Source organism: Alteromonas sp. BMJM2, from assembly GCF_027257845.1.
Classification (GTDB): Bacteria; Pseudomonadota; Gammaproteobacteria; order Enterobacterales; family Alteromonadaceae; genus Alteromonas.
This window is the reverse complement of record NZ_JAPVOT010000004.1, coordinates 69,342-95,152: the sequence shown is the minus strand read 5'-3', so window position 1 is coordinate 95,152 and position 25,811 is coordinate 69,342. Positions and strand designations below refer to the sequence as shown.

Below are 25,811 nucleotides of genomic sequence, written 5' to 3'. Positions count from 1 at the left end.
TAAGTAAATCCTCCTATTGAGCCTGAATGCGCAGTTCAGCGCTTGAACGACTGATGTGACCAAGCAAGTTTTTCACATCACTTGTTTTAGGCTTAATAAGTTTGAAGCGCGCTAGCGTTGCATTGAAGTCAGTAAGCAGTGACAAAGAGTGCTCGCTGCCTGTTTCTTCGTAATGCTGATTAATAAGACCTCGTAGATGCTCAATAAGAATGGCTTTGTCACCAATTGGCATAATATCTACTAAGTCAGCATTCACGCGGTTATCAATGTCATCGCCATCGTCCATTATGTAAGCGAAACCACCTGTCATACCTGCGCCAAAGTTAACGCCCACAGGGCCAAGCACAGCAACAATACCACCGGTCATGTATTCACAACCGTTGTCACCAATACCTTCCACAACGGCTATTGCGCCAGAGTTACGAACGCCAAAGCGCTCACCCGCACGGCCGGCAGCAAATAACTTACCGCCCGTTGCGCCATATAAACAGGTATTCCCCATTATTGCGCTTTCGTGTGCATCAAATTCGATGTTTTTTGTAGGGTGGATAACTAGCTTACCGCCGGTCATGCCTTTACCTACGTAATCGTTAGCGTCGCCTTCTAAGTGCATGTGTAAGCCACCTGCGTTCCACACGCCAAAGCTTTGACCCGCAGTACCGGTAAGCTCAACTTTAATAGGTGTATCTTCAAAGTCTTGATTACCGTGGTGCTTAGCAATTTCACCAGAAAGCAGGGCACCCACAGAACGGTCTGTGTTGCGAATAGGGTACTTCAGAGTGATTGATTTGCTATTCACTACAGCGCTTTGTGCATCGGTAAGCATCTTAGCGTTAAGCTCGCCCTTATCCATTGGCGCATTAGTCGTTTGCGAACAGAATAAACGGGTATGTTCACCAGCCACAGGCTGTGCCAATAGCGGCGACAAATCAAGACGGTTTTGCTTCGCCGTAATACCATCAAGTACTTTAAGAAGCTCCGTACGGCCTACTAAATCGTCGAACTTGCTGACACCAATAGACGCCATGATCTCGCGCACTTCTTGAGCAATAAACTTAAAGTAGTTCATTACCATGTCAGGAAGACCAATAAAGTGATCGTCACGCAGTTTCTGATCTTGTGTTGCAACACCGGTGGCGCAGTTGTTTAGGTGGCAAATTCGAAGGTATTTACAGCCTAACGCTACCATTGGGCCAGTACCAAAACCGAAGCTCTCAGCACCTAAAATACCCGCTTTGACTACGTCTAAACCGGTTTTCAAACCGCCGTCAGTTTGTACGCGCACTTTATGGCGTAAGCCGTTTTCAATAAGTGCTTGCTGTGTTTCAGAAAGACCAAGCTCAAATGGGCTACCGGCGTATTTCACCGAGGTTAACGGGCTCGCACCTGTTCCACCGTCGTAACCAGAAATGGTAATAAGATCGGCATAAGCCTTTGCCACACCGGTTGCGATAGTACCTACACCCGGTTCAGAAACCAGCTTCACAGAAATTAGCGCTGTTGGATTTACCTGTTTTAAATCGAAAATAAGCTGGGCTAAATCTTCAATAGAGTAAATGTCGTGATGAGGTGGTGGAGAAATAAGCGTTACACCCGGCACAGAGAAGCGCAACTGCGCAATGTACTTGTTAACCTTATCACCCGGTAACTGACCACCTTCACCAGGCTTCGCGCCCTGAGCAACTTTTATCTGTATAACGTTAGCATTAACTAAGTAATGCGGCGTTACACCAAAGCGACCAGAAGCAACTTGTTTAATTTTTGAGTTCTTTTCAGTACCGAAGCGAGATGGATGTTCACCACCTTCACCCGAGTTAGACTGACCGCCTAAGCGGTTCATCGCAATAGCAAGGGCTTCGTGGGCTTCAGGACTTAACGCCCCAATTGACATAGCCGCCGTATCGAAGCGAGGGAAAAGCTTCTCCGGCCCTTCTACATCGTTTATATCAATAGGATCGCACTCTGGGTTTAGCGCAAGCAAGTCGCGAATGTGCGATGGCGCACGCTCGTTAACCAGCTTAGCGTATTCTTGATAGTCGGTGTATTCACCCGATACCACCGCTTTTTGCAGTGTGCTAACCACGTCTGGGTTATACGCGTGATACTCGCCATCGTGTACATATTTCAGTAAACCACCATGTGAAACTGGCTTGCGTTTTAACCACGCAATACGGTTTAAGTTGATGTGGTCTTGATGGAAGTCATCAAAGCCGGCACCTTGGATTCGCGAGGTCACGCCGTTAAAGCAAAGTTGCATGACTTCGCTGTTGATGCCAATGGCTTCAAACAACTTAGAGCTTCGGTAACTGGCCACTGTACTAATGCCCATCTTAGACATTATTTTGTACAAGCCTTTGTTAATTCCTTTACGGTAGTTCAACGTTGCCTGCATAGGTGAAATATCAAGTTCGCCTTTTTCGCAAAGCTGTTCAATCGTTTCGTAGGCAAGGAATGGGTAAACCGCAGTTGCACCTAAACCAATAAGCACGGCAAAGTGATGAGGGTCGCGAGCACTTGCGGTTTCTACTACAACGTTTGCATCGCAGCGTAGCGACTTCTCTACAAGGCGTTTCTGAACCGCCCCTACTGCCATTGCCGCAGGAATAACTAAGCGGTTTTTCTTAATGTTGCGATCTGAAAGTATAACAAACGCCGCGCGCTTGTTTTTTACCAACATTTCAACTTCGTTACATACGCGTTCTACGGCTTTCTTCAAGCCCTCTTGTGGCGTGTATTGAAGTTCAACCAACTCAGAATAATAGTTGTCTGGGTTAAATTCGCGAAGCTGTTTGAGGTCGGTGTACATCAATATAGGCGAGTCGAACAATACGCGGTCAGCGTAACCGGACGTTTCGCTAAATACATTCTGCTCTCTACCAATACAGGTTGCCAACGACATAACGTGATTTTCACGCAGTGGATCGATAGGCGGATTAGTGACCTGCGCAAATTGCTGACGGAAGTAGTCATATATTGTGCGCTGACGCGATGACATGACCGCCATTGGCGTATCGTCACCCATTGAACCAACCGCTTCTTGACCGTCTTTTGCCAACACTTTCACTACTTGTTGAATTTCTTCGTAGCTGTAAGCGTGAAGCTTGTGATAAACCGCCATTGCATCATCATCAAAAACTCGTTTGCCGATAAGTGACGCATCAAGTTCTTCAATAGGCGTTAAGTGGCGGATGTGCTTTTGTAGCCACTCTTTATAAGGGTGTCTCGCTTTTAGCTCGTCATCAATTTCGGTAGAACGCCAGATTTTGCCTGTATACGTATCTACAGCAAGCATTTCGCCTGGGCCTACACGTCCTTTTTCAATGACGTCGGCTTCTTGATAATCCCAAATGCCTACTTCTGAGGCCAGAGTAATAAAACCATTTTTGGTAATAACGTAGCGCGCTGGACGCAAGCCGTTTCTATCAAGGTTGCATGCGACGTGGCGACCGTTGGTTAGTACGATACCCGCAGGTCCATCCCACGGCTCCATGTGCATCGAGTTAAACTCGTAAAATGCACGAAGGTCATCGTCCATTGTTTTATTGTTTTGATAGGCTGGCGGCACCAGTAAACGCATGGCACGGAATAAGTCCATACCACCTGCTAGGAACAGTTCAAGCATGTTATCTAGTGAAGACGAGTCAGAACCTTCGGTATTGACGAACGGTGCTGCATCTTTCAGGTCTGGAATAAGCGGCGTTGAGAATTTTGCCGCTCTTGCCATTGCCCAGTCGCGGTTGCCTTTAATCGTGTTAATTTCACCATTATGAGCAAGAAAGCGAAACGGCTGCGCAAGTGGCCAGCGAGGTAATGTATTCGTTGAGAAACGCTGGTGGAATACGCAAATAGCGCTTTTCATGCGTTCGTCAGCAAGGTCGAGGTAGAAGGCTGGTAAGTCTTTCGGCATTACCAAACCTTTGTAAATAGTTACTAACCCAGATAGACACGCCACATAAAAGTCTGGATCGTCTTCTAGGCGTTTTTCAGCACGGCGTCTAATCATATAAAGACGTCGTTCTAGGTCGCGCTTTCTCCAACCTGCAGGGGCGTTGACAAATACCTGTTCTATTTGCGGAACACCAGTAAGAGCAAGCTCGCCAAGTACTGACTTATCAACAGGTACTTCCCGCCATCCTACAACAGAAAGCGTTTCTTTTTCTAACTCTTCGTTAAGTACGTCACGAGCTGCTTGTGCAAGCACAGGGTCCTGATTCAAAAAAATCATTCCTACGCCGTATTTTTTGCTCAGCTTCCAGCCATTTTCGTCGGCAATTGAATGGAAGAAGGCATCTGGCTTTTGTAGTAATAAACCACAGCCATCACCGGTTTTTCCATCGGCGGCGATACCGCCTCGATGTTGCATTCGGTCTAAACCGTGAATTGCAGTGGACACCAATTCGTGACTGGCTTCCCCGTGAGTGTGGGCTATTAAGCCAAACCCACAATTATCCCGGGAATCGTTGGGATTGTATAAACTCATCTATTAACTCCTTCAACCTTATTGACTGGGCAAGGTATGCGTTGCGTGCAGATGCGCCTAGGTGTGCGTATCGAAACATAATTAGACATCTTTTAGCGCTTGAGCAATGTATCTCAGCGCATGCGTCTTTCTTGTCGTTAATTATTATTAGAGGATTCCAGCCGTTCCGCATTTTTATGCATTGATGCGATGCGGGCCGTACAAAATACCCACATTGAAAACTAAAATCAAACGCAAAAAAAGCTACATCACTAATGAATTAGTATAAGTCTGAAAAAGCTATGTAATTTCAATGTTATACGGAGGCTGATTTAGGTTTGTAACAATAATGTTATAAAAATATTCATGCAAAATTTAAACACGATGGAGATGATAATACTTCTCATTTGAAATTTCGTTTTGAATAAATATTCAGTGATTGAGTTGTTTTATACAGTCAAAAGCGTGTTTTCTGTATTTTTATTTACTAGTAAATAAATTCTTTCACTCATATTAGTAAACTGCTATGTTAGGTTGAATTGATTAAAAAGTGAGCGCTGCTTTAGGGCGTGCTGTCCTCGCTACTCATACAACACACCATAGGGATTCGGTAATGACAAGCACATACTCAGCGCCCCGTGATGCACTTCGTATTACAAACAATAGGTTAAACGGAAGTGAAATAGTCCATGTGACCTCGCCCAATAGCTCCGGTGAGTTTTTACAAGGGCAGCCCGATACCTTGGTTATTCATTTTACGGGCGGCGGTAGTGTGTCGTCGTCAGTTGACTATATGCTAAACCCAGACAGTAAAGTATCAGCCCACCTTGTAATAGGACGAAATGGAGAAGTGACACAATTACTCCCATTTAACGTCATTGCTTGGCATGCGGGGCAGAGTAGTTTTGCTGACCGAGAACAACTTAATAACTACGCCATAGGCATAGAATTAGATAATGCCGGTCCATTAGATAAAGATGAAAATGGTGAATTTGTTAGCTGGTTTGGAAAGCGTTTTCACCCTGACGACGTCTTCATTGAAAATTCGCACTCCAATTCCAAAAGCCGCTTTGGCGCAAACAATAACAGTGATGTGCAAGAAAACCCAAGCGCACATCCTTCTTTGTTTTGGCACCGATATAGCGAGGTGCAGCTTCAACGTACTTTCGATTTATGCAGGCTGTTGTGTAACACCTACCATATTAATTACGTACTTGGACACGAAGAAATTTCACCAGGAAGAAAGTTCGATCCTGGGCCTGCATTTCCACTTCGCCAACTTCGCCGCTATCTCACCGCTCAACCCTCTGATGTCACCGTAGACGAACTGTCCCGAGAGCTACCACCTTCATTGCAATTTACTAATGATAAACCGCTAACTGTGTCGCGAAAGCCCATCACAGCGCCACAAGACTTTCCTTATACATCTGCCATTGTTAGCGTGAAACGTTTAAATGTGAGGTTTGGCCCTGGCACAAAGTTTACTAAGGCAAGTAGTCAATTGACCTCGGGGCAGGTAGTAAGGGTATTAGAGCGAGACGATACGTGGTCTCGCGTTGCGTACACCGCGGAAGGCTGGGTGTGCAACGAGTACCTTACTTTTGTTAAACAGAAACGGTGAAAATATGCGAAGCTGTGGTTTATGTGTTTGAAATTCGAACAGTAAAGTGAGGTGCGTTTACTCGTGGATTCCAGAACGTCAGAAAGACTGATAGGATAGGACAAAATGGTTATAGACTAGACGTATATGCATTCAGACTCTCCAAACGATTCATGGGCTATCCGCTTTGCCCAATTTGTGCAGCGATTTGGCACACTAAAATTAAGCATACTATTTGTTGTATTTTCACTGGTATTTACCCTTGGCGGCTCGTATGTGATACGCGTAAGCCTAGGCAGCCAGGTGCAGCCTGACGACTTTATCAGCGCAGTAATCTTAACAATGCTGTCAGCACCTTGGGTGTTGTACTTTTTTAGTGAACTGATAAAGCAACTCGAAAACTCACGTACAAATCTTAAAGAGGTGGTTAGCCAACTTGAGAGCCTGCGCGAAGAAGATGTGTTTTTGAATCGCGAGTTGCAAACCAATATTCGACAGCTGAATCATGAAATTGAACAGCGAAAAATTGCTCAAGAAGAGCGCGAGGGACTGTTTAAAGACTTAGAGCAAGAAATTAAAAATAAGTCTGAGCAGGAATCTCAGGCGCGCAGGCTGTCTACCTTATTACGTTCTATCATCGATGCTTCTCCAGATCTTATCTATTACCGCAATGAAGAAGGACAGTTTGCAGGCTGCAATCGTATTGCAGAGCTAATGACGGGGAAAACTGAACTTGAGCTGCTTGGATTAACTCCAGAAGATGTATACGAAGAAGAATTAGCGCGACAGATTGTAGCCAGTGATAACGAAGTACTTGAGACTAATGCCAGTATTACAGAAGAGCTGTGGCTTAAGTTTGCCGATGGGCGACGTCGCTACTTCGAAATGAAGCGAGTTCCGTTTTTCGACAAAGAAGGCAATCGACTTGGTTTGTTATCGTTCGGGCGAGACATGACCGAGCGTAAACAAGCGGAAAATGCGGCGGCAAAAGCCAACACAGACAAAACCCGCTTCATTGCCACAATTAGTCATGAGTTGCGCACGCCGCTAAACGGTATTGTGGGTTTAAGCCGGATGCTTCGCGATACTGAGCTTTCCGAAGAGCAGTTTGGTTGGGTGAGTACCATTTACGCCAGTGCCATTACGTTAGGTAATATATTTAACGATATTATCGACCTCGATAAGTTAGGCCGAGACAAACTAGAGCTCAGCCTGAAAACTATATCGCTGAAAGACTTTACGGAAGAACTTAGCAGTATTATTCGCTTATTGGCTGGTGATAAACAGCTTGAATTTAAAACCGCAATTAAAGATCCCTTGCCCCGTTTAGTTGAAATAGATGGTACGCGATTGCGCCAGATTCTCTGGAACATTCTTTTCAACGCGGTGAAGTTTACTCAAAAAGGTCACGTGAGCCTGTCGGTATCTGCGACTAAGCCAGAGAATGACAAAGCCTTTGTCACCTTTATTGTGGAAGACACTGGGGTGGGGATTCCAGAAAGCGATATAGACAAAATTTTTGCGATGTACTATCAAGTTGATCACCCCGATCACCAATCGGCCACAGGTACCGGCATTGGCTTGGCAATTTGTAAGCAAATGGTCGATTTGATGAGCGGTGAAATTAACGTGACCAGTAGCGTAGGCAAAGGTACTCGCTTTGAGATCATCTTGCCGGTGCAAATATCAAACAGCCCAATGAAAGTGGCTGAGCTTGAGGTAACGGGATTAAATATTCTTCTGGTGGAAGATATAGAGCTTAATGTGATGGTAGCCAAAGCGCTGCTTGAAAAACTTGGGCAGCGTGTTGATGTTGCGATGACGGGGCAGGAAGCTCTAGATAAAGCCAGAGAGACGCAGTACGATCTGATTTTACTCGATATTCAGCTACCGGATATGACCGGGTTTGATGTGGCCAACACGCTAATAGAAGAAGATTTAGTGATGCAAACCCCCATTGTTGCACTAACCGCTAACGTCATTAAAAAGCGTGATGAATACTTAGAGAACGGCATGGACGATGTTATCGCTAAGCCAATCAAAAAATCTCGAGTTATTGAAGTATTTAATGACCTGTTCCATGCGCCGCCAGCGCCGCTAGAAATAGAGGGGCAGGTGGAACGAGTGCAGCCTAACAAAACATTAAGTAACATTTTAGATATGGACTTGTTAGAGATGTTAGTGGATACCATAGGGGATGACATGGTTCGGGCGAGTGTGAAAGTTTTCCAAGAGAAAATGCCTGAATACATGGAAATACTGCAGCTTAGCTTAACCGCTGATGAAAAGTCTGAGGTGTGTTCTCAAGCCCATAAAATCAAAGGCGCTGCGGGCTCGGTTGGTTTAGCGAGAGTGCAGCGTATTGCTAACCAAATTCAGCAGGGCGATCACCCTACATGGTGGGAGAACGTTCATGACTGGGTGGAAGAACTACAAATGGCAGTGCAGCACGATATGAAAGGGCTGAATAGCTGGCTTAACGAACAGCAATTTGACGACTAGTGCACTGCTATGACTATGTAGCATATCAGCTGTGTAGGCTAAGCTGAGTGGTTCGATTACAGTGGTTGACTAATAGCAACTACTAGAAATGAAGAGGGGGCTGATGCTCCCTTTTTATTCTTTTTGAATTACTGGTTGGGGCATTTGGCCGCTCTGGCAATAACGCGATGCAGTGAGCTTGCGTAAATTTTTACAAGGATAAGGTGTATGTTTTCAGCGTCAAAGGCGGCCGAGTTTTCTAACGAACCGCTTTCTCAGCAGAATTTACCCGCGTTAGATTTACTGGCGCTAACGCCAGTGTCGAAAAAGTATCGCACCATTAATTTAGGCGTATGCTCCACCGTCACTGTGCTTTTGCTCGGCGCGCTATCCGTAGCAAAATATCAACCTTGGTTTCGTGTGCCAGACGACCTTCACAATGCCTACCCCTATGCGTGCCTAGTCATTTTCACGTTGGGTTTTTTGTGGTTTACCTATCATTTTTTTGCCGACAAGAAGGTGAAATTTGCTGTTAGAGAGCAAGATGTAAGTAAGGAGTCGGGCCTTTTCTTTCGGCAGTTATCTTGTCAGCCTATTCTTCGTGTACAGCATGTTGAGTTAAAGCGAGGCCCACTTGATAGATGGGCTGGATTGGCTTCGTTACAGGTTTTTTCAGCTGGCGGTGAGATGCATACCTTTGAAATTCCTGGGCTTGAAATTGATGAGGCCAACCAAATTAGGCAGTTTATTCTTGATCATAAAGATGTGAGCGCCCGATAGTGGAAGAGCAAGAGATTACCTCATCGAATGCTGGGAGTTCAGTCAAAGTAGAAACCGGTGATGCGTGGCAGCGCTTAGCCATCATCGCTATCTTATATTTCTCGGCACGCAACATTAAAAATTCTGCCCAAGGGCTTATTTATATTATTCCCGCGTTGGCCATAGGCTCTAACGTACTCTCCAAGCTAAACTCGCCAGAGGCGTATATTGCCATAGGCACCTTGGTGTTGCTGGCGGTGGGCAGTGGCCTGGTAAGCTTTTTTATGTACACCTTTCGCGTGCACAATCAGCATGTTGAGATTCAAACTGGCGTATTTCAACGTCGCTATACTAATTTACCATTTTGGCGCATTCAGAACGTAAAAATAGAGCACCCCTTCTATTATCGTCCGTTTGGCTATGCATTAGTGGTGCTGGATACCGCAGGAAGCGGTAAAGAAGAAGCTAATATAGTAGCGGTGCCGGTTTCCTATGCCAATGCGCTTAGAAAGCAAGTGCTGGCTGAAAAGAAGAAAGAAGAGTATTCCTCCGCCCATTCATTTTCAAACTTAAATGAGAGCTCAGTTCAAAGCCCAGTTAAAAAATCAGATCAGAGCACTCCCGAGCATCTTTCTAGTGATAATGGGGCGGCTCACTTTGGCACGTTAGCAGGGGACATGCTAGAAAAGAAAAAGCTAGAAAGGGACATGCTAGAGAACGATAGTGCAGAGAGTGAGGAGGTACTCAATACCCGCTCTATTGGCGATATTGTCATTCATGGCATTACCAATAACAGGGTGTGGATAATACTCGGTGCCGCAGCCCCTTTTTACGATGACGCTATAGGTTTAGTCTCTGACTGGTTGGCGGATAAAGGCCTACAGCTTAACCAACTCGTGGGTGAACAAACCGTCGCATGGTGGCAGTTTGGGCTTTATGCGTTTGTGATCCTTATGATGATAATGGCTGCCATGGCGCTACTTAGCGTGGGTGGAGCACTATTCACGTTTTATGGATATACCCTCTCGCGCTCTGACGACAGATACATTCGCCGCAGCGGTCTATTGAATAAACAAGAAGTCAGCATGCGTGCGTCGCGCATTCAAATGATTACCGCTAAACAAGACTGGCTCGACAAAATACTCAAGCGAGTTAATTTGTATTTTGAGCAAAATTCCACGGCAGGTCAGCAAGTACAAGAACTGATGTCGCCCAATAAGCTTATTGTGCCATCGGTTACCGAACAGGAAGCGGTTGAGCTTAGCCAAGAAGTCATGCCTGATTGCCAACTTCACCGCGATGATTATCTAAGCGTTAGCAAACGCTTTATTCTGCACTGGTTGATAGTAGCGTGGAGCGTACCCATTTTAGCATTGTTTATTGTTGGTATTGTCTCATCTCAGCTCGACATTTTTCTTGGCTCTATCGGGCTTTTGGTTGCAGGGGGCCTGTTACTCACGCTGCGCTGGTGGCGGTGGGGCATAGCGGCCGATGGCAAATACGTATACGTGAGGCGAGGGCGGATTGGTGTTGACTACCTATGTTTTGAGCCATACAAAATACAACAAGTTATTGTTAAGCAAAGTGTGTTTATGCGACGGCATCAACTTGCGTCCATCAAGTTTGTATTAGCGTCAGGGGCGGTTACTGTTCCTTTCTTGCCAGAGCATTACGTTAAAGCGCTTGCTGACAGCGTGCTTTATGAGGTGGAGTCTACGCGTAAGTCATGGATGTAATACTTTACTCATGCAAAAGCTCGTAAATTATGTAATGGTGTTATCACCGTGAACTACAATTTCACTTTATATGGATATTCTCGACTACACCGTTATTTGTTTTTACCTATTAGGTTTATTGTTTGTAGGTTTTTTATTAAGAGGTCAATCATCTAGCAAAGCTTACTTTCTGGGCGGACGTGACTTGGGTTGGAAGCCGCTTACTTTATCGGTAATGGCCACTCAGCTTTCTGCAGTAAGCTTTATTTCTGCTCCGGCCTTTGTTGGGTTTAGAGAAGGGGGCGGCCTCATTTGGCTAACTTACGAATTGGCCGTTCCTTTGGCGATGTTGTTTCTCCTTGGCACTGTACTACCTACTTTGTATCGCAGCGGCGTTGTCAGTATTTACGACTATTTGGAGCGTAGGTTCGGGCTATCAACACGCCTTATCATCAGCGTTGTATTCCAGTGTAGCAGAGCCTTCTCAACTGGTATTATGGTGTATGCGCTCACTATTATTTTGCAAAGTACGATGGGGATAGAGGCCTGGCACGCAATCGCACTCATTGGTGTGGTTACACTGCTCTACTCTTTGCAAGGAGGTATGAAAGCAGTGGTATACGGTGATGCTATTCAAATGGTCATCATCGTGCTGGGTACAATTATATGTGCGGTTGTCGGGCTTGAGGCGCTTGGCGGCGTGTCTGAGTTCTTACAACGCGTTCCAGCAGAGCGTACTATCGCAATAAATTTTTCATCATTAGGTTTTAATGGCGACGGCTTTGGTTTTTTGCCAATGGTTATGGGGGGAGTTATTCTGTATGCCTCATATTATGGCTGCGACCAATCGGAGGCGCAGCGAGCACTTTCAGCAAAAAACGAAACAGACCTTAAAAAAATGTTGGTCGCGAATGGGCTTCTGCGCTTCCCAATAACGCTTTTGTACTGCATGTCGGGTTTGATAGTTGGCACGCTCGCCTTCTCTGACCCGAGCTTTTTAAATCAGATCCCCTCTGATAACCCAGATTGGCTGATGCCTATATTCATTCTCAATTATTTACCCCACGGAATTATTGGCTTGTTGGTTGTCGCTATACTTGCTGCGGCAATGTCATCACTGAGCTCTGCTATTAATTCGTTGGCCGCGGTAAGTGGTGAGGATATTAGTCGGGCGCTGAATAAAGACATAGAGCCACAGCGATATCTGTTTATTGCGAAAGTGATGGGAATTGTGTGGGGCGTTATTATTCTTATTTTATCTTTAAATGCTGGCAATATTGCGCCTACTGTTATCGAAGCAATCAATAAAGTTGGCTCAGTATTCTTTGGCCCTGTGTTAGCAGTGTTTCTCCTTGGTATGTTAAGCAAAGTAGTGAGAGGGTTTGATGTAAACCTAGGCTTGGTCACAGGGGTGTTCACCAATATCGTTATTGCGTTTTTCATCCACAACATATTTTGGTTTTGGTGGAATGTCATAGGATTTGTGACAGCCATTGTAATGGCTTTACTCGCTTCACAATTACGCTCGGGAGGAAGTGTAAACGACGCTCATTCCAAGAGCATTGAGAGCACTGAGCAAAGTGAAATCAAAGAAAGCATTGCTACCAAAAAGCATTCGGTTCTCACACCTGCGGTGAAGGCAGTGTTGCTAAGCTATTTTTTATTACTTGTGTTCGTGTGTTGGAAAATGCCTGATTGGTTTGCATAGCTATTAATGAAAGGTGTTTAAAACAGCTCAATAAAACTAGGGCGTGTCGGTAAAATGCGCTGTTTAAGCGAAACACATCTACATCAAAAAAAAACGCCCATAACAATGAGCGTTCGATAAGTTGGCGGTCTAAAAATTAGCTAAATTTGTGGTGCAGGCACTCTCACATTGCCTTCCATCAGCACCCGAGCACTTCTACTCATGGTTGCTTGTGCAATATGCCAACGATCATTTGAAAACTCAGCTTTTGCACCGACGCGCAATGTGCCTGATGGATGGCCGAAGACAACGGCATCACGGTCAACACCACCCGCACTCAAATTAACTAGTGTGCCCGGAATTGCTGCGGCGGCTGCTATGGCAACCGCGGCAGTTCCCATCATAGCGTGATGCAGTTTGCCCATGGACATGGCGCGAACCAATACATCGATATCAGAGCCCAAAATATCTTTTCCGCTAGACGCTTTATATGGCGAAGGTGGGGCAACCATAGCAACCTTAGGAGTATGCTGGCGACTGGCCGCTTCACCAATGTCGGTGATCAAGCCCATTTTTACTGCGCCATGGGCTCTAATTGCTTCAAACTTGGCCAACGCATCAGGGTTGCTATTAATATCGTCTTGAAGCTCGGTACCGGTATAACCAATGTCTTGTGCATTAATAAAAATAGTGGGAATGCCAGCGTTTATCATAGTTGCATGCAGCGAACCCACTCCTGGGACTTCAAGGGTATCTACCAGTCTTCCCGTAGGAAAAATAGCACCCTCGCCATCGGCCGGGTCCACAAAAGCGACTTCTACTTCTGCTGCAGGAAACGTTACGCCATCAAGCTCAAAGTCACCGGTTTCCTGTACTTCGCCATTAGTAATGGGAACGTTAGCGATAATAGCTTTATTGATATTTGCTTGCCAAATCTGCACAACAGCAATGCCATTGTCTGGAATTTTACTTTTATCAACGAGACCATTATTAATGGCGAATGCACCTACAGCTGCAGTTAAGTTACCGCAGTTTCCGCTCCAATCTACGAAGGGTTTATCGATGGCAACCTGGCCGAAAAGATAATCAACATCGTAACCTTCTCGTTCACTCTTACTAATTATCACGGTTTTACTGGTGCTTGATGTCGCCCCGCCCATGCCATCGGTGTGTTTACCGTAAGGATCTGGACTTCCGATGACTCTAAGTAGTAGGGCGTCTCGCGCTGCCCCAGGTTTTTGAGCTGCCTCTGGCAAATCCGTTAAATTAAAAAATACACCCTTACTCGTACCGCCGCGCATGTAGGTAGCTGGTACTCGAAGCTGTGGCGCATACTGTGTCATGTTTATTCCTTTTTCTTTTGAGTAAGGGGAAGTTTGATTGCGATTTGAAACACGCGGTGAATACATCCATGTACGCTCCCCAGCCGCATCCATGCGGCTGGAGGGTTTCAAATCGCAATCAAACTCCCTCTAAAATAACTAAACTTCGTTAGAGGAGAGTGTTTAGTCCATGCCCGAAGGTCTCACCTAAGCTCTCGCTCCTCGCTTAACATTCGAATCAAAATGTTCTGAAAAGAGAGAATGGTTAATTTGACCCAAACTCCAAGTAAAAACTACAACCTTCGCTAAAGAAGGCTGGTGAGTTAGGTTCAGGGCCCTCAATTCGCATGGATGCGAATTGGGAGCCTACAGGGACGTATTTACGGCGTGCCCTGCACCTAACTCACTTGCCTTCCCCTCGCGAAAGTTGATTCGCCCCAATCCACACGGATGCGAATTGGGTGCCTGCAGGGACGTATTTACAGCGTGCCCTGCACCTAACTCACTTACCTTCCTATTGCGATGGCTGATTTGACTCAATCCACATAGGTGCGAATTTGGGTGCCTACATGGACGTATTTACGGCGTGTCCCAAACCCGGCTTAGTGCTCGCTCGTCAATCAGAGCAAATTAGTCAACCTCGGCTTCTAAGAAGTCTTTTGCAAAGCGTTGTAATACGCCGCCAGCGCTGTAAATAGAGACTTCTTCCATGGTGTCTAATCGACACGTCACTGGAACATCTAATTTTTCGCCATTAGTGCGGTTTATCACAAGAGTAAGCGTTGCTCCTGGTGACGGCTCGCCCTTAACATCATAGGTTTCAGTACCATCTAGCTCGAGTGTTTTGCGGGTGGTACCCGGTTTAAACTCTAGCGGTAGCACGCCCATTCCGATTAAGTTGGTGCGGTGAATACGCTCAAAACCTTCCGCGGCAATCACTTCAACACCTGCCAAACGCACGCCTTTTGCGGCCCAGTCTCGTGACGAGCCTTGTCCGTAGTCGGCGCCAGCAACAATGATCAAAGGCTGTCTGCGGGTCATGTAGGTTTCAATAGCTTCCCACATGCGCACAACGTTGCCTTCGGGTTCAACGCGGGCAAGAGAGCCTTGCTTGGCTTCGCCATTTTCCTGCACCATCTCGTTATACACTTTTGGGTTAGCAAGCGTGGCACGCTGGGCAGTTAAATGGTCCCCTCGGTGGGTTGCATAAGAGTTAAAGTCTTCTTCAGGTAATCCCATTTTCGTCAAATACTCGCCCGCCGCGCTGTCTGCCATAATGGCATTAGAGGGAGATAAATGATCGGTAGTAATGTTATCGCCTAATATGGCAAGGGGACGCATACCCGTCATGGTGCGTTCTGCATCCATAGCGCCTTCCCAATAGGGTGGGCGACGGATGTACGTGCTTTGTTCGCGCCATTCATAGAGCGGGTCAATATGACTGCCATAATCTACGCTTAAGTCGAACATTGGCTCGTACACTTTTCTGAAGTGTTCAGGCTTAACGCTTTTGGCAACAATCGCATCAATTTCTTCGTCACTTGGCCAAATGTCTTTTAACGTTACTGGGTTGCCGTCGTTATCAATACCCAATACATCTTTTTCGATATCAAAACGAACGGTACCGGCAATCGCGTAAGCAACAACCAGAGGTGGCGATGCTAAGAACGCTTGTTTGGCATAGGGATGAATACGACCATCAAAATTACGGTTACCCGATAGTACTGCGGTGGCGTACAGGTCGCGGTCGATGATTTCCTGCTGAATTTTAGGGTCTAATGCACCACTCATGCCGTTACACGTAGTACAAGCAAAAGCCACTACGCCAAAGCCAAGGGCTTCAAGTTCACTCATCAGGTTAGCTTCTTCAAGGTAAAGCTTAACTGCTTTCGACCCAGGCGCTAACGAGCTTTTTACCCACGGTTTGCGGGTGAGGCCGCGTTCGTTTGCGTTTCGAGCAATAAGACCAGCAGCAATCACATTGCGTGGGTTAGACGTATTGGTACAGCTTGTAATGGCAGCGATGATAACCGCGCCGTCAGGCATTTTGCCGTCTTCTTGTTCCCACTTTGCCGCAATGCCGCGACTCGCAAGGTCGCTAGTCGCTAAGCGAGCATGTGGATTAGATGGCCCCGCCATGTTACGACCTACTGACGATAAATCGAAAGTGAGTACGCGCTCGTATTCAGCGGTTTTTAAATCATCAGCCCATAAGCCCGTGTGCTTCGCGTAGTTTTCTACCAAGGCTATTTGGTCTTCTTCACGACCGGTAAGGCGCAAATAATCGATGGTTTGCTGGTCGATATAGAACATAGCGGCAGTGGCGCCGTACTCTGGCGTCATATTCGAAATGGTGGCACGATCGCCAAGAGTAAGGTGTGAAGCGCCTTCGCCATAAAACTCTAAGAAGGCAGAAACTACTCGCTGCTTGCGCAAGAATTCAGTAAGTGCCAATACGATATCAGTTGCAGTAATACCAGGCTGTGGTTTACCGGTTAACTCGACACCCACAATGTCAGGTAGACGCATGTAAGACGCACGACCAAGCATGACGCTTTCAGCTTCAAGTCCACCCACTCCAATAGCAATAACACCTAGCGCGTCTACATGAGGAGTATGGCTGTCTGTTCCTACTAAGGTGTCGGGAAACGCCACGCCGTCGCGAGATTCAATAACAGGCGACATACGCTCCAAATTGATTTGGTGCATGATGCCGTTACCTGGAGGAATAACGTCTACATTTTTAAACGCTGTTTTCGTCCAATTAATAAAGTGAAAACGATCGTCGTTACGTCTGTCTTCAATGGCGCGGTTTTTCTCAAAAGCGTCTTCTTCAAAACCTGCGTGTTCAACAGCTAAAGAATGGTCGACAATAAGCTGGGTAGGAACCACTGGGTTCACTTTGGCCGGATCGCCCCCTTTCGCTGCAATGGCGTCTCGCAAACCCGCCAAATCAACCAGTGCGGTTTGGCCGAGAATATCATGGCATACCACACGAGCTGGAAACCAAGGAAAGTCTAGGTCGCGTTTGCGATAGATTAACTGCTCTAGCGCTTTATTAAGTTGCTCAGGTGCACAGCGGCGCACCAAGTTTTCAGCAAATACCCGAGAAGAGTAGGGCAGCTTTTCATAAGCCCCTGGCTCTATCGTATTTACCGCCTCGCGGGTATCGAAGTAATCGATACTCGCGTTAGGTAAGGGTTTACGGTAATCAATATTCATAAATGGTTACCTTATGCGCGGTCAGAAATAGCTGGCACTGGACGAAGTTCTTCACCGGTATAGTCTGCTGATGGACGAATAATGCGGTTGTCAGAACGTTGTTCCATTACGTGAGCTGCCCAGCCTGTTAAACGAGACATGACAAAAATTGGTGTAAATAGTTTTGTAGGAATACCCATGAAGTTATAGGCAGAGGCATGGAAAAAGTCTGCGTTGCAGAACAGTTTCTTTTCACGCCACATGACTTCTTCACAGCGCACTGAAACAGGGTAAAGTACAGAGTCACCCACATCAGCAGATAGCTTTTCAGACCACTCTTTAATAATGCCGTTACGAGGGTCTGAGTCAGCATACACCGCATGACCAAAGCCCATGATTTTTTCTTTGCGCGCTAGCATGCCCATCATCTTTTCTTCGGCATCGTCGGCAGAGGTAAAGCCTTCAATCATTTCCATAGCGGCTTCGTTTGCGCCACCGTGAAGTGGACCGCGAAGTGAGCCTATGGCACCTGTTACGCACGAATGCATATCGGATAGGGTTGACGCGCATACGCGGGCTGTGAAGGTTGATGCGTTAAATTCATGCTCTGCATAAAGAATGAGTGATACATGCATTACTTGTTCGTGAAGTTCACGAGGCTTTTCGCCGTGAAGCATATGCAGGAAGTGGCCGCCAATGGAGTCGTCATCGGTTTCAACTTCAACGCGAACGCCGTCGTGAGAGAAGCGATACCAGTAACAAATAATGCTAGGAAAGCACGCCAGCATACGATCAGTGGCTTCTTGCTGCTCATCAAAGCTCTTTTCCATCTCAAGGTTACCCAGCATAGAGCAACCAGTGCGAAGTACATCCATTGGGTGTGCGTTTTTTGGAATGCGCTCAAGCACTTCTTTAAGTGCGTCAGGTAAGCCGCGCATACCACGAAGCTTTTCTTTATAGCTGTCTAGCTCTGCTTGAGTAGGCAATTTGCCCTTTAAGATAAGATAAGCGACTTCTTCGAACTGACATTTATTGGCAAGATCTTTTACGTCATAGCCGCGATACGTTAAACCCGAGCCTGATTTGCCTACGGTTGATAATGCTGTTTTACCTGCAACTTGGCCGCGTAATCCCGCGCCACTTAATTGTTTAGCCATCTTGTAATCTCCGGTCTTTTAAATTTGTAAGGTACGTTAGTAAAAAAATCTATTATGAAAAAGGAACGGATTCCTTAGTCGCTGTTAAATGTACACTTTTAAAAACGGGCTCAATGCATTGAAAAGTGGGGGCGGTACTTAGGTCGTTACCCCTGCGAGGCATGGATGCCGAGCCGGAGCCCCCATGGATGGGTTCACGGCGTGGTAACGACCTAAGTACCGCTCCCGCTTCAATAGTACATTGCGTCCCAGTTACTGTTTACTGTGTTTACTTTAGTTTTTACCTTTTGCGAAGAGCTCATCTAGTTTTTGCTCGTAATCGTGGTAACCAAGGTAATCATAGAGATCCATGCGGGTTTGCATGCTGTCGACAACGGCTTTCTGATCGCCATTTTCAAGTATAGATGTGTACACCATTTCAGCGGCTTTGTTCATGGCTCTAAATGCGCTTAGTGGGTAAAGCACCATACTGGCTCCCCATTCGCCAAGCTGTTCTTTGTTCCACAATTCGGTTTGGCCGAACTCGGTAATATTGGCAAGAATAGGCACGTCTAGGGCGTCGGCAAAGGCGCGATAGTGTTCTTCGGTTTTGACCGCTTCAGCGAAAATGCCGTCTGCACCCGCTGCCACATACGCTTTGGCCCGTTCGATAGCACTTTCTAGACCTTCCTGTGCAAAAGAGTCGGTGCGAGCCATAATGAAAAAGTCAGGGTCTGTGCGGGCGTCTACTGCAGCTTTGATGCGATCAACCATTTCTTCTGTGCTAACAATCTCTTTGTTTGGACGGTGACCGCAGCGCTTTTGCGCAACTTGATCTTCCATATGCACAGCGGCTGCTCCCGCTTTTTCCATATCGCGAATGGTTTTGGCGATGTTAAAAGCACCACCCCAACCAGTGTCAATATCGACTAATAAAGGAAGATCGCATGCTGAGGTAATACGCTGCACATCCACAATAACGTCGTTAAGCGACGTCATGCCTAAATCTGGAAGGCCGTAAGATGCGTTTGCTACGCCACCGCCAGAAAGATATATAGCTTGATGACCAATGGATTTTGCCATCATGGCTGAATAGGCATTAATAGTGCCTACAATTTGTAGTGGCTTGTTCTTAGAAAGGGCGTCTCTAAATTTTTTTCCTGCACTCATTATAGTTACTCGCTTAATTAGAAGTAGGGGAGAGGTGAATGAAAAATACCGAAGCATCACTGCACTTATGCATGATTGAGCTTCTTTTCTATATTATTTTTTGAATAAAGAATGTGTCTGCGCATGAGTATTTCTGCTAACTCTTCATCGCGATTAGCAATGGCGTTTACAATGTGTCTGTGTTCATCAAATGCCGTTGTTACCCGCGGTCCTGCCATGCCAAGCTGAACGCGATACATTCGCACCAAGTGATACAAGCCATCTATTAATACGCTGATTAAGTGGCTGTTTTTGCTACCAGTGACAATACGATAATGAAAATCAACGTCACCGGCCTCTTGATAGTAGCTTTCGCCGCCTTTCACTTTATTGAAGTGACTGTCTAGTAAACCCTGCATCGCGGCTATTTCATCATCGCTCATATAGCGTGCCGCAAGCCTAGCCGCCATTCCTTCTAGGGCTTCTCTTACTTGATACAGCTGCACTAAGCCTTCTGGAGATAGTGCAACAACGCGAGCGCCCACGTTGGCCTTACGTTCAACAAGATGGCAGGTTGCAAGGCGATTAATTGCTTCGCGCACTACGGCGCGAGACACTTCATATTTTGTCGACAATTCAGTTTCGCTTAACTTAGAGCCGGACGGGATAATGCCTTCGACGATATCGTTCCGAAGCTGATAAAACGTTTTGTCTGCGCTAGTAATAGCTTGCTCGTTATTTAGCGTCACAATAAGCTGCTTGTTTTCTCATAATGTCGACAATATAGGCTCTTTGAAACTCAATATCAAATTTTAAGCCTCTTATTGTCGACAAATTAATATTATTGTCATATTGAGATGGTCGGTAGTACCTGTATTGAAATGCGCTTCAGTGTGGAATAGCAAAGCGCGTGGTTTGAGCTTCCAATCTAAGCTCGTATTCTGAGTTCGTGATTCAAGCTCGTGATTCAAGCTCATTGTCCAAGCTCAAGGTATTGGCAGATTTCAAAAAGATTGGCAGTTCCAAAACAGATGCTGATGTTTTTTGTGATGAAGCTGGTTTACTGGGGTCTTAAAATAGGGGGTTTAAAAGAACTTCTGTCTAAAGTGCATTTGGTTTTTAGTCTTAATTTTTACGACCAAAGGCTAAAGACCAAAGGTTATGTAAGGGGCGGGTAAGTTGATAATGGCAGCTAGCAGAGTTGTCTATATGGTCAATTCGAGGTGTGGATTTTACAATTAAAAAGACTTATTTAGTATGTATTTATCTTATTGAATTATAAAACTATTGTGCGATTAATTTTTATTCTTTAAAGGTCGTACCAGCTAACCAATTAGTCTATTTTTGGTTTTTTAGTTTGGCGAAAAAATGATATTTAGCTTTGCAAGAAGGCAATCTGTCGGTATCATATTCATCCAGTTTTCGAGCCTAAGTAACGCACTTAAATGGCGAAGGCTGGTGCACGCATTTACGCATGCTTTCAGTAAAATACATATCAATAATGTACTCCTTTGCCTTTAACGTTTTTAGGTTGTAAGAGTTCCGCAGAAGAACTCGAAACACAAACCATAAGCCGTAAATACCAAACACTCACGCAAAGGGGTTCCACCAAATGACCACACACACTGACGTGTCTAAGACACTAGCCAGTAAGCTTTCGCCTGTCGCTTTAGCAGTAGCGATGACCGTTCCAGCACTTACCAATGTGGCTGTTGCACAAGAAGCAGAAGCAACAGAAGAGCAACAATTCGAAGCAATAACCGTTACCGCGACTAAGCGTCCGCAGGTTATTTACGAAGTGCCAATTGCACTAAGTGCTTTTGACGGAGACAAGCTTGCTGCACAGGGTATTACGGACCTAACTGACGTGGGTAAATTTGTACCAAACCTAAACGTTACTGGTTTTTCAGCAGGCCATACCTCATCAGTTAACCCGTTTATTCGCGGCATTGGTTTACAAGATCACTTGATTACAACCGATCCAGGCGTAAGCGTATACGTTGACGGTGTATATTTAGGTCGTCAGGTTGGTCAAAACTGGAGCTTAAACAACATCCAGCGTATTGAAGTACTGCGTGGTCCACAGGGTACGCTGTATGGTCGTAACTCAATTGGTGGTGCAATCAACATCATTACCAAAGAGCCAGACCAAGGCGATGTAACCAAAATCAACACAGAATTTGGTACACGCGGTCGTGTAAAGGCAGATTTATTCCTTAATCATGCGCTTTCTGACACAGTAGCATTTAATGCAAACTTATCGTTTAACAAGCGTGATGGCTTAGGTGAGTTTATCAATGTTCCAAATGCAGAATACGACGTGGGTGAAACCGAAGACGTATCTGGACGTGTATCAGTTAAGTGGGAACCATCTAACGATTTTCGCATGGTGCTAACGGCGGATGCGAACAACGGCGACGGCGGCCTTCGTCCATACACTGTGCTTATCGATGAAGTTGGCTCTGCGCGTTATTTTGGTGGCGGAAACGGCCTAGGTATTGAACTACGTAATACCGATGTTACCCCAGCGGGTGCGGATCGCTACGACAACGCTACTGGCACTGAAGCGGTAACCGGCGTATCTAACGAAGCCCGCGGTATTGCACTTACTACCGAATGGGATATTAACGAAGACTACACTGCTAAAGTAGTGGCAAGTCAGCGTACGTCAAAATATAAAGCGGGCCTAGACGACGACGGTACTGTTTTCTCACTAGACCAATTCCCAGAGCGCGGCGAAGCTGACCAAACCTCTATTGAACTTCAGTTAAATGGTTACATTAACGAGTATACCGACTTTGTTGCTGGCCTTTACTACTTCAACGAAGAAGGTAGTAACCGCCAAGGTGAAGATTCGAGTTTCGACGGCGGTGGAAACCTACTTGAACTAGACCAAGAAACGACGTCTAAAGCAGCCTACATCAACCTTCGTCACGACATTAACGACGAGCTATCTGTGTCAGGTGGTTTGCGTTACACGAAAGACGAAAAAGACGCTTCTGCAAACGTATTCTCTGCACTAGGTACTATTTTTGATTCTAACGACTGGAACGAATTGACGTGGGAACTAGCCACTAACTATACGTTTGATAACGGTATGACGGGTTACGCTACCATTCAGTCGGGCTATCAGTCTGGTCAATATCCAGCGCGTCCATACTGCCTAATAGGTCAGTTCTTTGGTGCCGGTGGCTTTGACGACATCGACGGTGCACAAGCCGCAGTGCGTGCCAATAACTGTTTTACTGCCTCTGACAACATCACTGCGACAAACTACGAAGTGGGAATTAAAGGCCGTATTAACCAATATATGGATATGAGTGTTGCAGTATTCAATACTGAATTTGATGACCTACCTTACCAAGTAAGCCGTGTAAGTGAAGGTGGTTTCGACACTGCTAACTTAGTGGTTGAACAGACTTCTCGCGGTATCGAACTAGATACAACGTTTAATTACGGTAACTTCAGCATGATGACCAGCATTGGTTACATGGATGTTGACGTAGAAGAGCAGGCAGGATTTAGTCCAGTTGCTCCACTTACACCTGATTTAACCCTTGCGATTGGTCCACAGTATACCTTCGAACTTGATGGCGGTGATTCAATTCGCGTACGTGCCGATTATTCATATCGTTCAGAGATGTATGGCGAGCCAACATCTGCACCAGAGCGTATGACAGAGCTTGATAGTCGTGAGCTTGTAAACTTTGATATTGCTTACACGCCAGCAGACGAAGCGTACACAGTGGCATTATACGGTCGTAACATTTTTGATGAGCGTTATGACAATGCTCGCTTAAATACTGGCGATTATATTCTGCAAATACTCAGCAACGATGCGAGTGAGTTTGGTGTGAGATTCTCAACCGAGTTCTAAAAAGCGCGCTTAAATAAGCATGCGATAGCGCACAAACATAAAAGCCGGTCCTTTGTAATGAAAGCGACCGGCTTTTTTATACCTATAAGCTTGAGAGATACTGCAAAAAGTAGCTATAACTCAGTTTGTATACGTAATATGTAACTAAATACATCGGTAATCTTGTTTTACTGACGATATTAGAATAGTTTTATTACATCGACCTTGTGTGACTAACTCTACATTAACAAACATCGGTTAGTGACAATCAAATGGACAAGAGGATTAGCAGGGGTGGGGATACTATCTAAGTTACAACGTTCTTGGACTGAACGAAAATTCAAAAAGCATGACTGGCGTATCATTCAGCAGATCCCCTTTGACGCCTTTGAACAGCTTATCGTTTCACATGTGGATGACGGTTGGGAAATTGAAGAAGATTACCTTCCGCTTAAAGAATCTACCAAAAAGTGGGAGTGTGAGCTAAAAAAAGGCACCAGCATTTTGGTGTGTACATGGTCTAGCTACAAGCTAGGGCAGGTAGTAGGGCCAGAGAGAGTGGTGACTGGACTTGCAACAAAATTGAATTTGCCGGCGCACACGTCTCCCCAATATTAACTCAAACCAGCGGGAAGATGTTATAGTCTAAAGCCATCCTTTTTGCTGCGCTATTCGAGCGGCATCAATGCGGTTGGTTGCGTTTAGCTTTGAGATAGCCTCTGAGAGATAATTTCTTACCGTACCTTCAGATAAAAACAACGCGCTAGCAATATCGTGGGTTTTCATTCCCTCTGATGCAAGCTTAAGTGCTGACATTTCCTTTTCCGACAGTGGGTTATTATCGTCTAACGCCATTAGTGCCAGTTCCGTAGATATAACGACTTTCCCAGCAATTACGTCCTTAATAGATGCAATTAAGTAATCGCTATCGGCTTCTTTTAAGACAAAACCTTTTACGCCAACACTCATAGCTCGCTTGATATAACCAGGCTTGGCAAACGTCGTCATTAACACCACGTGACTAGCAATATGATGACTTGCCACATGCACTGCTAAATCTAGCCCACTCATTTGAGGCATTTCAATGTCGCTTAAAATGATATCTGGCGCGGGGTTATTTTCTAAAAAGTGAATAGCCTCTTGTCCATGGCTGCATTTTCCTACCACCTCGAGTTCTTCTTCTAGAGACAACAGCATAGCAATAGCGTCGCGCACGAGTGATTGATCTTCAACAACGAGAATGGTGGTCATCTGCTTCCTTTATAAATGAGTACGCTTAGGCGTGTTAGATGTAAGCGTAAATGTAAAACCAGGGTGAGAGGAAAATGTCATAGTGGCTTCGGCGCTTATTGACGCGGCCCTCTCTCTCATTCCTTTTAAGCCATTGCCTTCTTTTATTTTATTGACGTTATCTAGACGACCAAAGTCGTGATATTCCAGTGTATATGAAGGGGCGGGCGTATCAATCTGCGATAGCTTTAAGCTCAAGGTGACGTGGGTAGCATTTGAGTAGCGAAGTGTATTGGTAAAGAGTTCTTTAACAATAAGCGCCAGCTGGGTTTCTTCCATCGCGCTAATATGTTGATTGATATCATCATCAATATCCAAGTTAACATTGACGTCTTTCTCCATGAGTAATGCTTTGTTTTTGGTAATTTCATCAGTTAATGAAAGTTGTTTTATGTCGGATACTGCATGGCGTATTTCACTTAGGAGTGACTGCGATAACTCTGCTAGCGCCCTCACTTCTTGCTGTGCTAATTCAACGTTATTTTTGCTCAACAGCTTATCGGCAAGTTGTGCTTTTAAAGAAATAGAGCTTAGCGCGTGGCCCGCAACGTCGTGTAAATCTCGGCCAATGCGTTCACGTTCTGCAATGGCTGACAGTGTGCGTAACGACGCAGCGTGCTGGGACTCTTTTAATTGATGAAAGGTTTCTTTGCGCTCCATAATGCCAAAGCCAAGAAGTACGACACTGTTTATCGCAGCCGCAAGTAAAAAGTAATCGTTTGTTTTGATGAGATAAATTTGAAGTGCGGCAAGTGAGATAAGCACCAATGACATGATGAGCAATGACCGTTTCAGCGCATAATAATAACCGCAAATAAACGCGACAAAGCCAAAAAATACTGCACCACCTGGATTACTGTAGGTGGTGATATACCCGAGTGCCAATATAAAGGCTATGTAAAACGGAAGCTGATGCTGTGGTTTATTAATCGCGACAAGGTAAGTAATTACAAACAGCGTATAGGCTAAAATGTTAAACGATATTACAGCGTTGCCTAGCGGCGGTGAAAGTATAAGCGGCACAAAAAAGAACAAGGAAAAAAATAGGCTGCTATACGACCATCGCTTCTTGCGCCCACTAGCAAGCAACGGCATGGTGGGCGATTGGCTTTGCTCTAATTGGGTTTGAGCATCATGTTTAAGCACAAGTACTTCT

Annotated in this window: 15 protein-coding genes; 7 read left to right on the top strand and 8 right to left on the bottom strand. The window is 45.5% G+C overall.

The window, feature by feature from the left end; genetic code table 11:
• Nucleotides 1–13: 13 nt before the first annotated feature.
• Nucleotides 14–4,480 (bottom strand): glutamate synthase large subunit, encoded by a 4,467-nt coding sequence (gene gltB, locus O9X84_RS06505; RefSeq protein ID WP_269518847.1) that lies wholly within the window; start codon nucleotides 4,478–4,480, stop codon nucleotides 14–16.
• A 592-nt stretch (nucleotides 4,481–5,072) separates the two neighbouring features.
• Between gltB and O9X84_RS06500 the strand changes: the two genes are divergently transcribed.
• The 5 genes from O9X84_RS06500 (at nucleotide 5,073) to O9X84_RS06480 (ending at nucleotide 12,722) form a co-directional block, all read left to right on the top strand.
• Nucleotides 5,073–6,080, top strand: a complete 1,008-nt coding sequence (locus tag O9X84_RS06500) for an N-acetylmuramoyl-L-alanine amidase (protein WP_269518846.1) — start codon at nucleotides 5,073–5,075, stop codon at nucleotides 6,078–6,080.
• 126 nt (nucleotides 6,081–6,206) lie between these two features.
• Nucleotides 6,207–8,561 carry an aerobic respiration two-component sensor histidine kinase ArcB gene (arcB, locus tag O9X84_RS06495; RefSeq protein ID WP_269518845.1) on the top strand — a complete coding sequence of 785 codons (2,355 nt, stop codon included), beginning with the start codon at nucleotides 6,207–6,209 and terminating at the stop codon, nucleotides 8,559–8,561.
• A gap of 207 nt (nucleotides 8,562–8,768) precedes the next feature.
• Nucleotides 8,769–9,320, top strand: coding sequence for a PH domain-containing protein (locus tag O9X84_RS06490; protein WP_269518844.1), 552 nt, complete (start codon nucleotides 8,769–8,771; stop codon nucleotides 9,318–9,320).
• Nucleotides 9,320–11,035, top strand: a complete 1,716-nt coding sequence (locus tag O9X84_RS06485; protein WP_269518843.1) for a PH domain-containing protein — start codon at nucleotides 9,320–9,322, stop codon at nucleotides 11,033–11,035. Before O9X84_RS06490 ends, O9X84_RS06485 begins: the two co-directional genes overlap by 1 nt.
• A gap of 70 nt (nucleotides 11,036–11,105) precedes the next feature.
• A complete protein-coding gene (locus O9X84_RS06480) occupies nucleotides 11,106–12,722 on the top strand; it encodes a sodium:solute symporter family transporter (RefSeq protein ID WP_269518842.1) in 1,617 nt (538 codons plus the stop codon).
• Nucleotides 12,723–12,862: 140 nt separating this feature from the next.
• Here the strand turns inward: O9X84_RS06480 and prpF are convergent, their stop codons facing one another.
• From prpF to O9X84_RS06455, 5 genes are all read right to left on the bottom strand, one after another.
• Nucleotides 12,863–14,044: a 2-methylaconitate cis-trans isomerase PrpF gene (gene prpF, locus O9X84_RS06475; RefSeq protein ID WP_269518841.1), complete on the bottom strand. Its 1,182-nt coding sequence runs from the start codon at nucleotides 14,042–14,044 to the stop codon at nucleotides 12,863–12,865.
• 609 nt (nucleotides 14,045–14,653) lie between these two features.
• Nucleotides 14,654–17,245 carry a Fe/S-dependent 2-methylisocitrate dehydratase AcnD gene (gene acnD, locus O9X84_RS06470; RefSeq protein ID WP_269518840.1) on the bottom strand — a complete coding sequence of 864 codons (2,592 nt, stop codon included), beginning with the start codon at nucleotides 17,243–17,245 and terminating at the stop codon, nucleotides 14,654–14,656.
• 11 nt (nucleotides 17,246–17,256) lie between these two features.
• Nucleotides 17,257–18,381, bottom strand: a complete 1,125-nt coding sequence (prpC, locus tag O9X84_RS06465; RefSeq protein WP_269518839.1) for a bifunctional 2-methylcitrate synthase/citrate synthase — start codon at nucleotides 18,379–18,381, stop codon at nucleotides 17,257–17,259.
• Nucleotides 18,382–18,654: 273 nt separating this feature from the next.
• Complete coding sequence (prpB, locus tag O9X84_RS06460; protein WP_269518837.1) at nucleotides 18,655–19,530, bottom strand: methylisocitrate lyase; 876 nt, start codon at nucleotides 19,528–19,530, stop codon at nucleotides 18,655–18,657.
• Between the two features lie 65 nt (nucleotides 19,531–19,595).
• Complete coding sequence (locus tag O9X84_RS06455; RefSeq protein WP_032097383.1) at nucleotides 19,596–20,258, bottom strand: GntR family transcriptional regulator; 663 nt, start codon at nucleotides 20,256–20,258, stop codon at nucleotides 19,596–19,598.
• An 863-nt stretch (nucleotides 20,259–21,121) separates the two neighbouring features.
• On the opposite strand from O9X84_RS06455, the gene O9X84_RS06450 reads away from it, so the two are divergent.
• Nucleotides 21,122–23,386: a TonB-dependent receptor gene (locus O9X84_RS06450; protein ID WP_269518836.1), complete on the top strand. Its 2,265-nt coding sequence runs from the start codon at nucleotides 21,122–21,124 to the stop codon at nucleotides 23,384–23,386.
• Nucleotides 23,387–23,659: 273 nt separating this feature from the next.
• The gene (locus O9X84_RS06445) at nucleotides 23,660–23,983 is read left to right on the top strand and encodes a hypothetical protein (RefSeq protein ID WP_269518835.1); all 324 of its coding nucleotides are present in this window, start codon (nucleotides 23,660–23,662) and stop codon (nucleotides 23,981–23,983) included.
• Nucleotides 23,984–24,010: 27 nt separating this feature from the next.
• On the opposite strand, the gene O9X84_RS06440 is transcribed toward O9X84_RS06445, so the two are convergent.
• Together O9X84_RS06440 and O9X84_RS06435 are read right to left on the bottom strand one after the other, a co-directional pair.
• A complete protein-coding gene (locus tag O9X84_RS06440; RefSeq protein WP_269518834.1) occupies nucleotides 24,011–24,616 on the bottom strand; it encodes a response regulator transcription factor in 606 nt (201 codons plus the stop codon).
• A 9-nt stretch (nucleotides 24,617–24,625) separates the two neighbouring features.
• Complete coding sequence (locus tag O9X84_RS06435; protein WP_269518832.1) at nucleotides 24,626–25,801, bottom strand: sensor histidine kinase; 1,176 nt, start codon at nucleotides 25,799–25,801, stop codon at nucleotides 24,626–24,628.
• Between the last annotated feature and the right edge of the window lie 10 nt (nucleotides 25,802–25,811).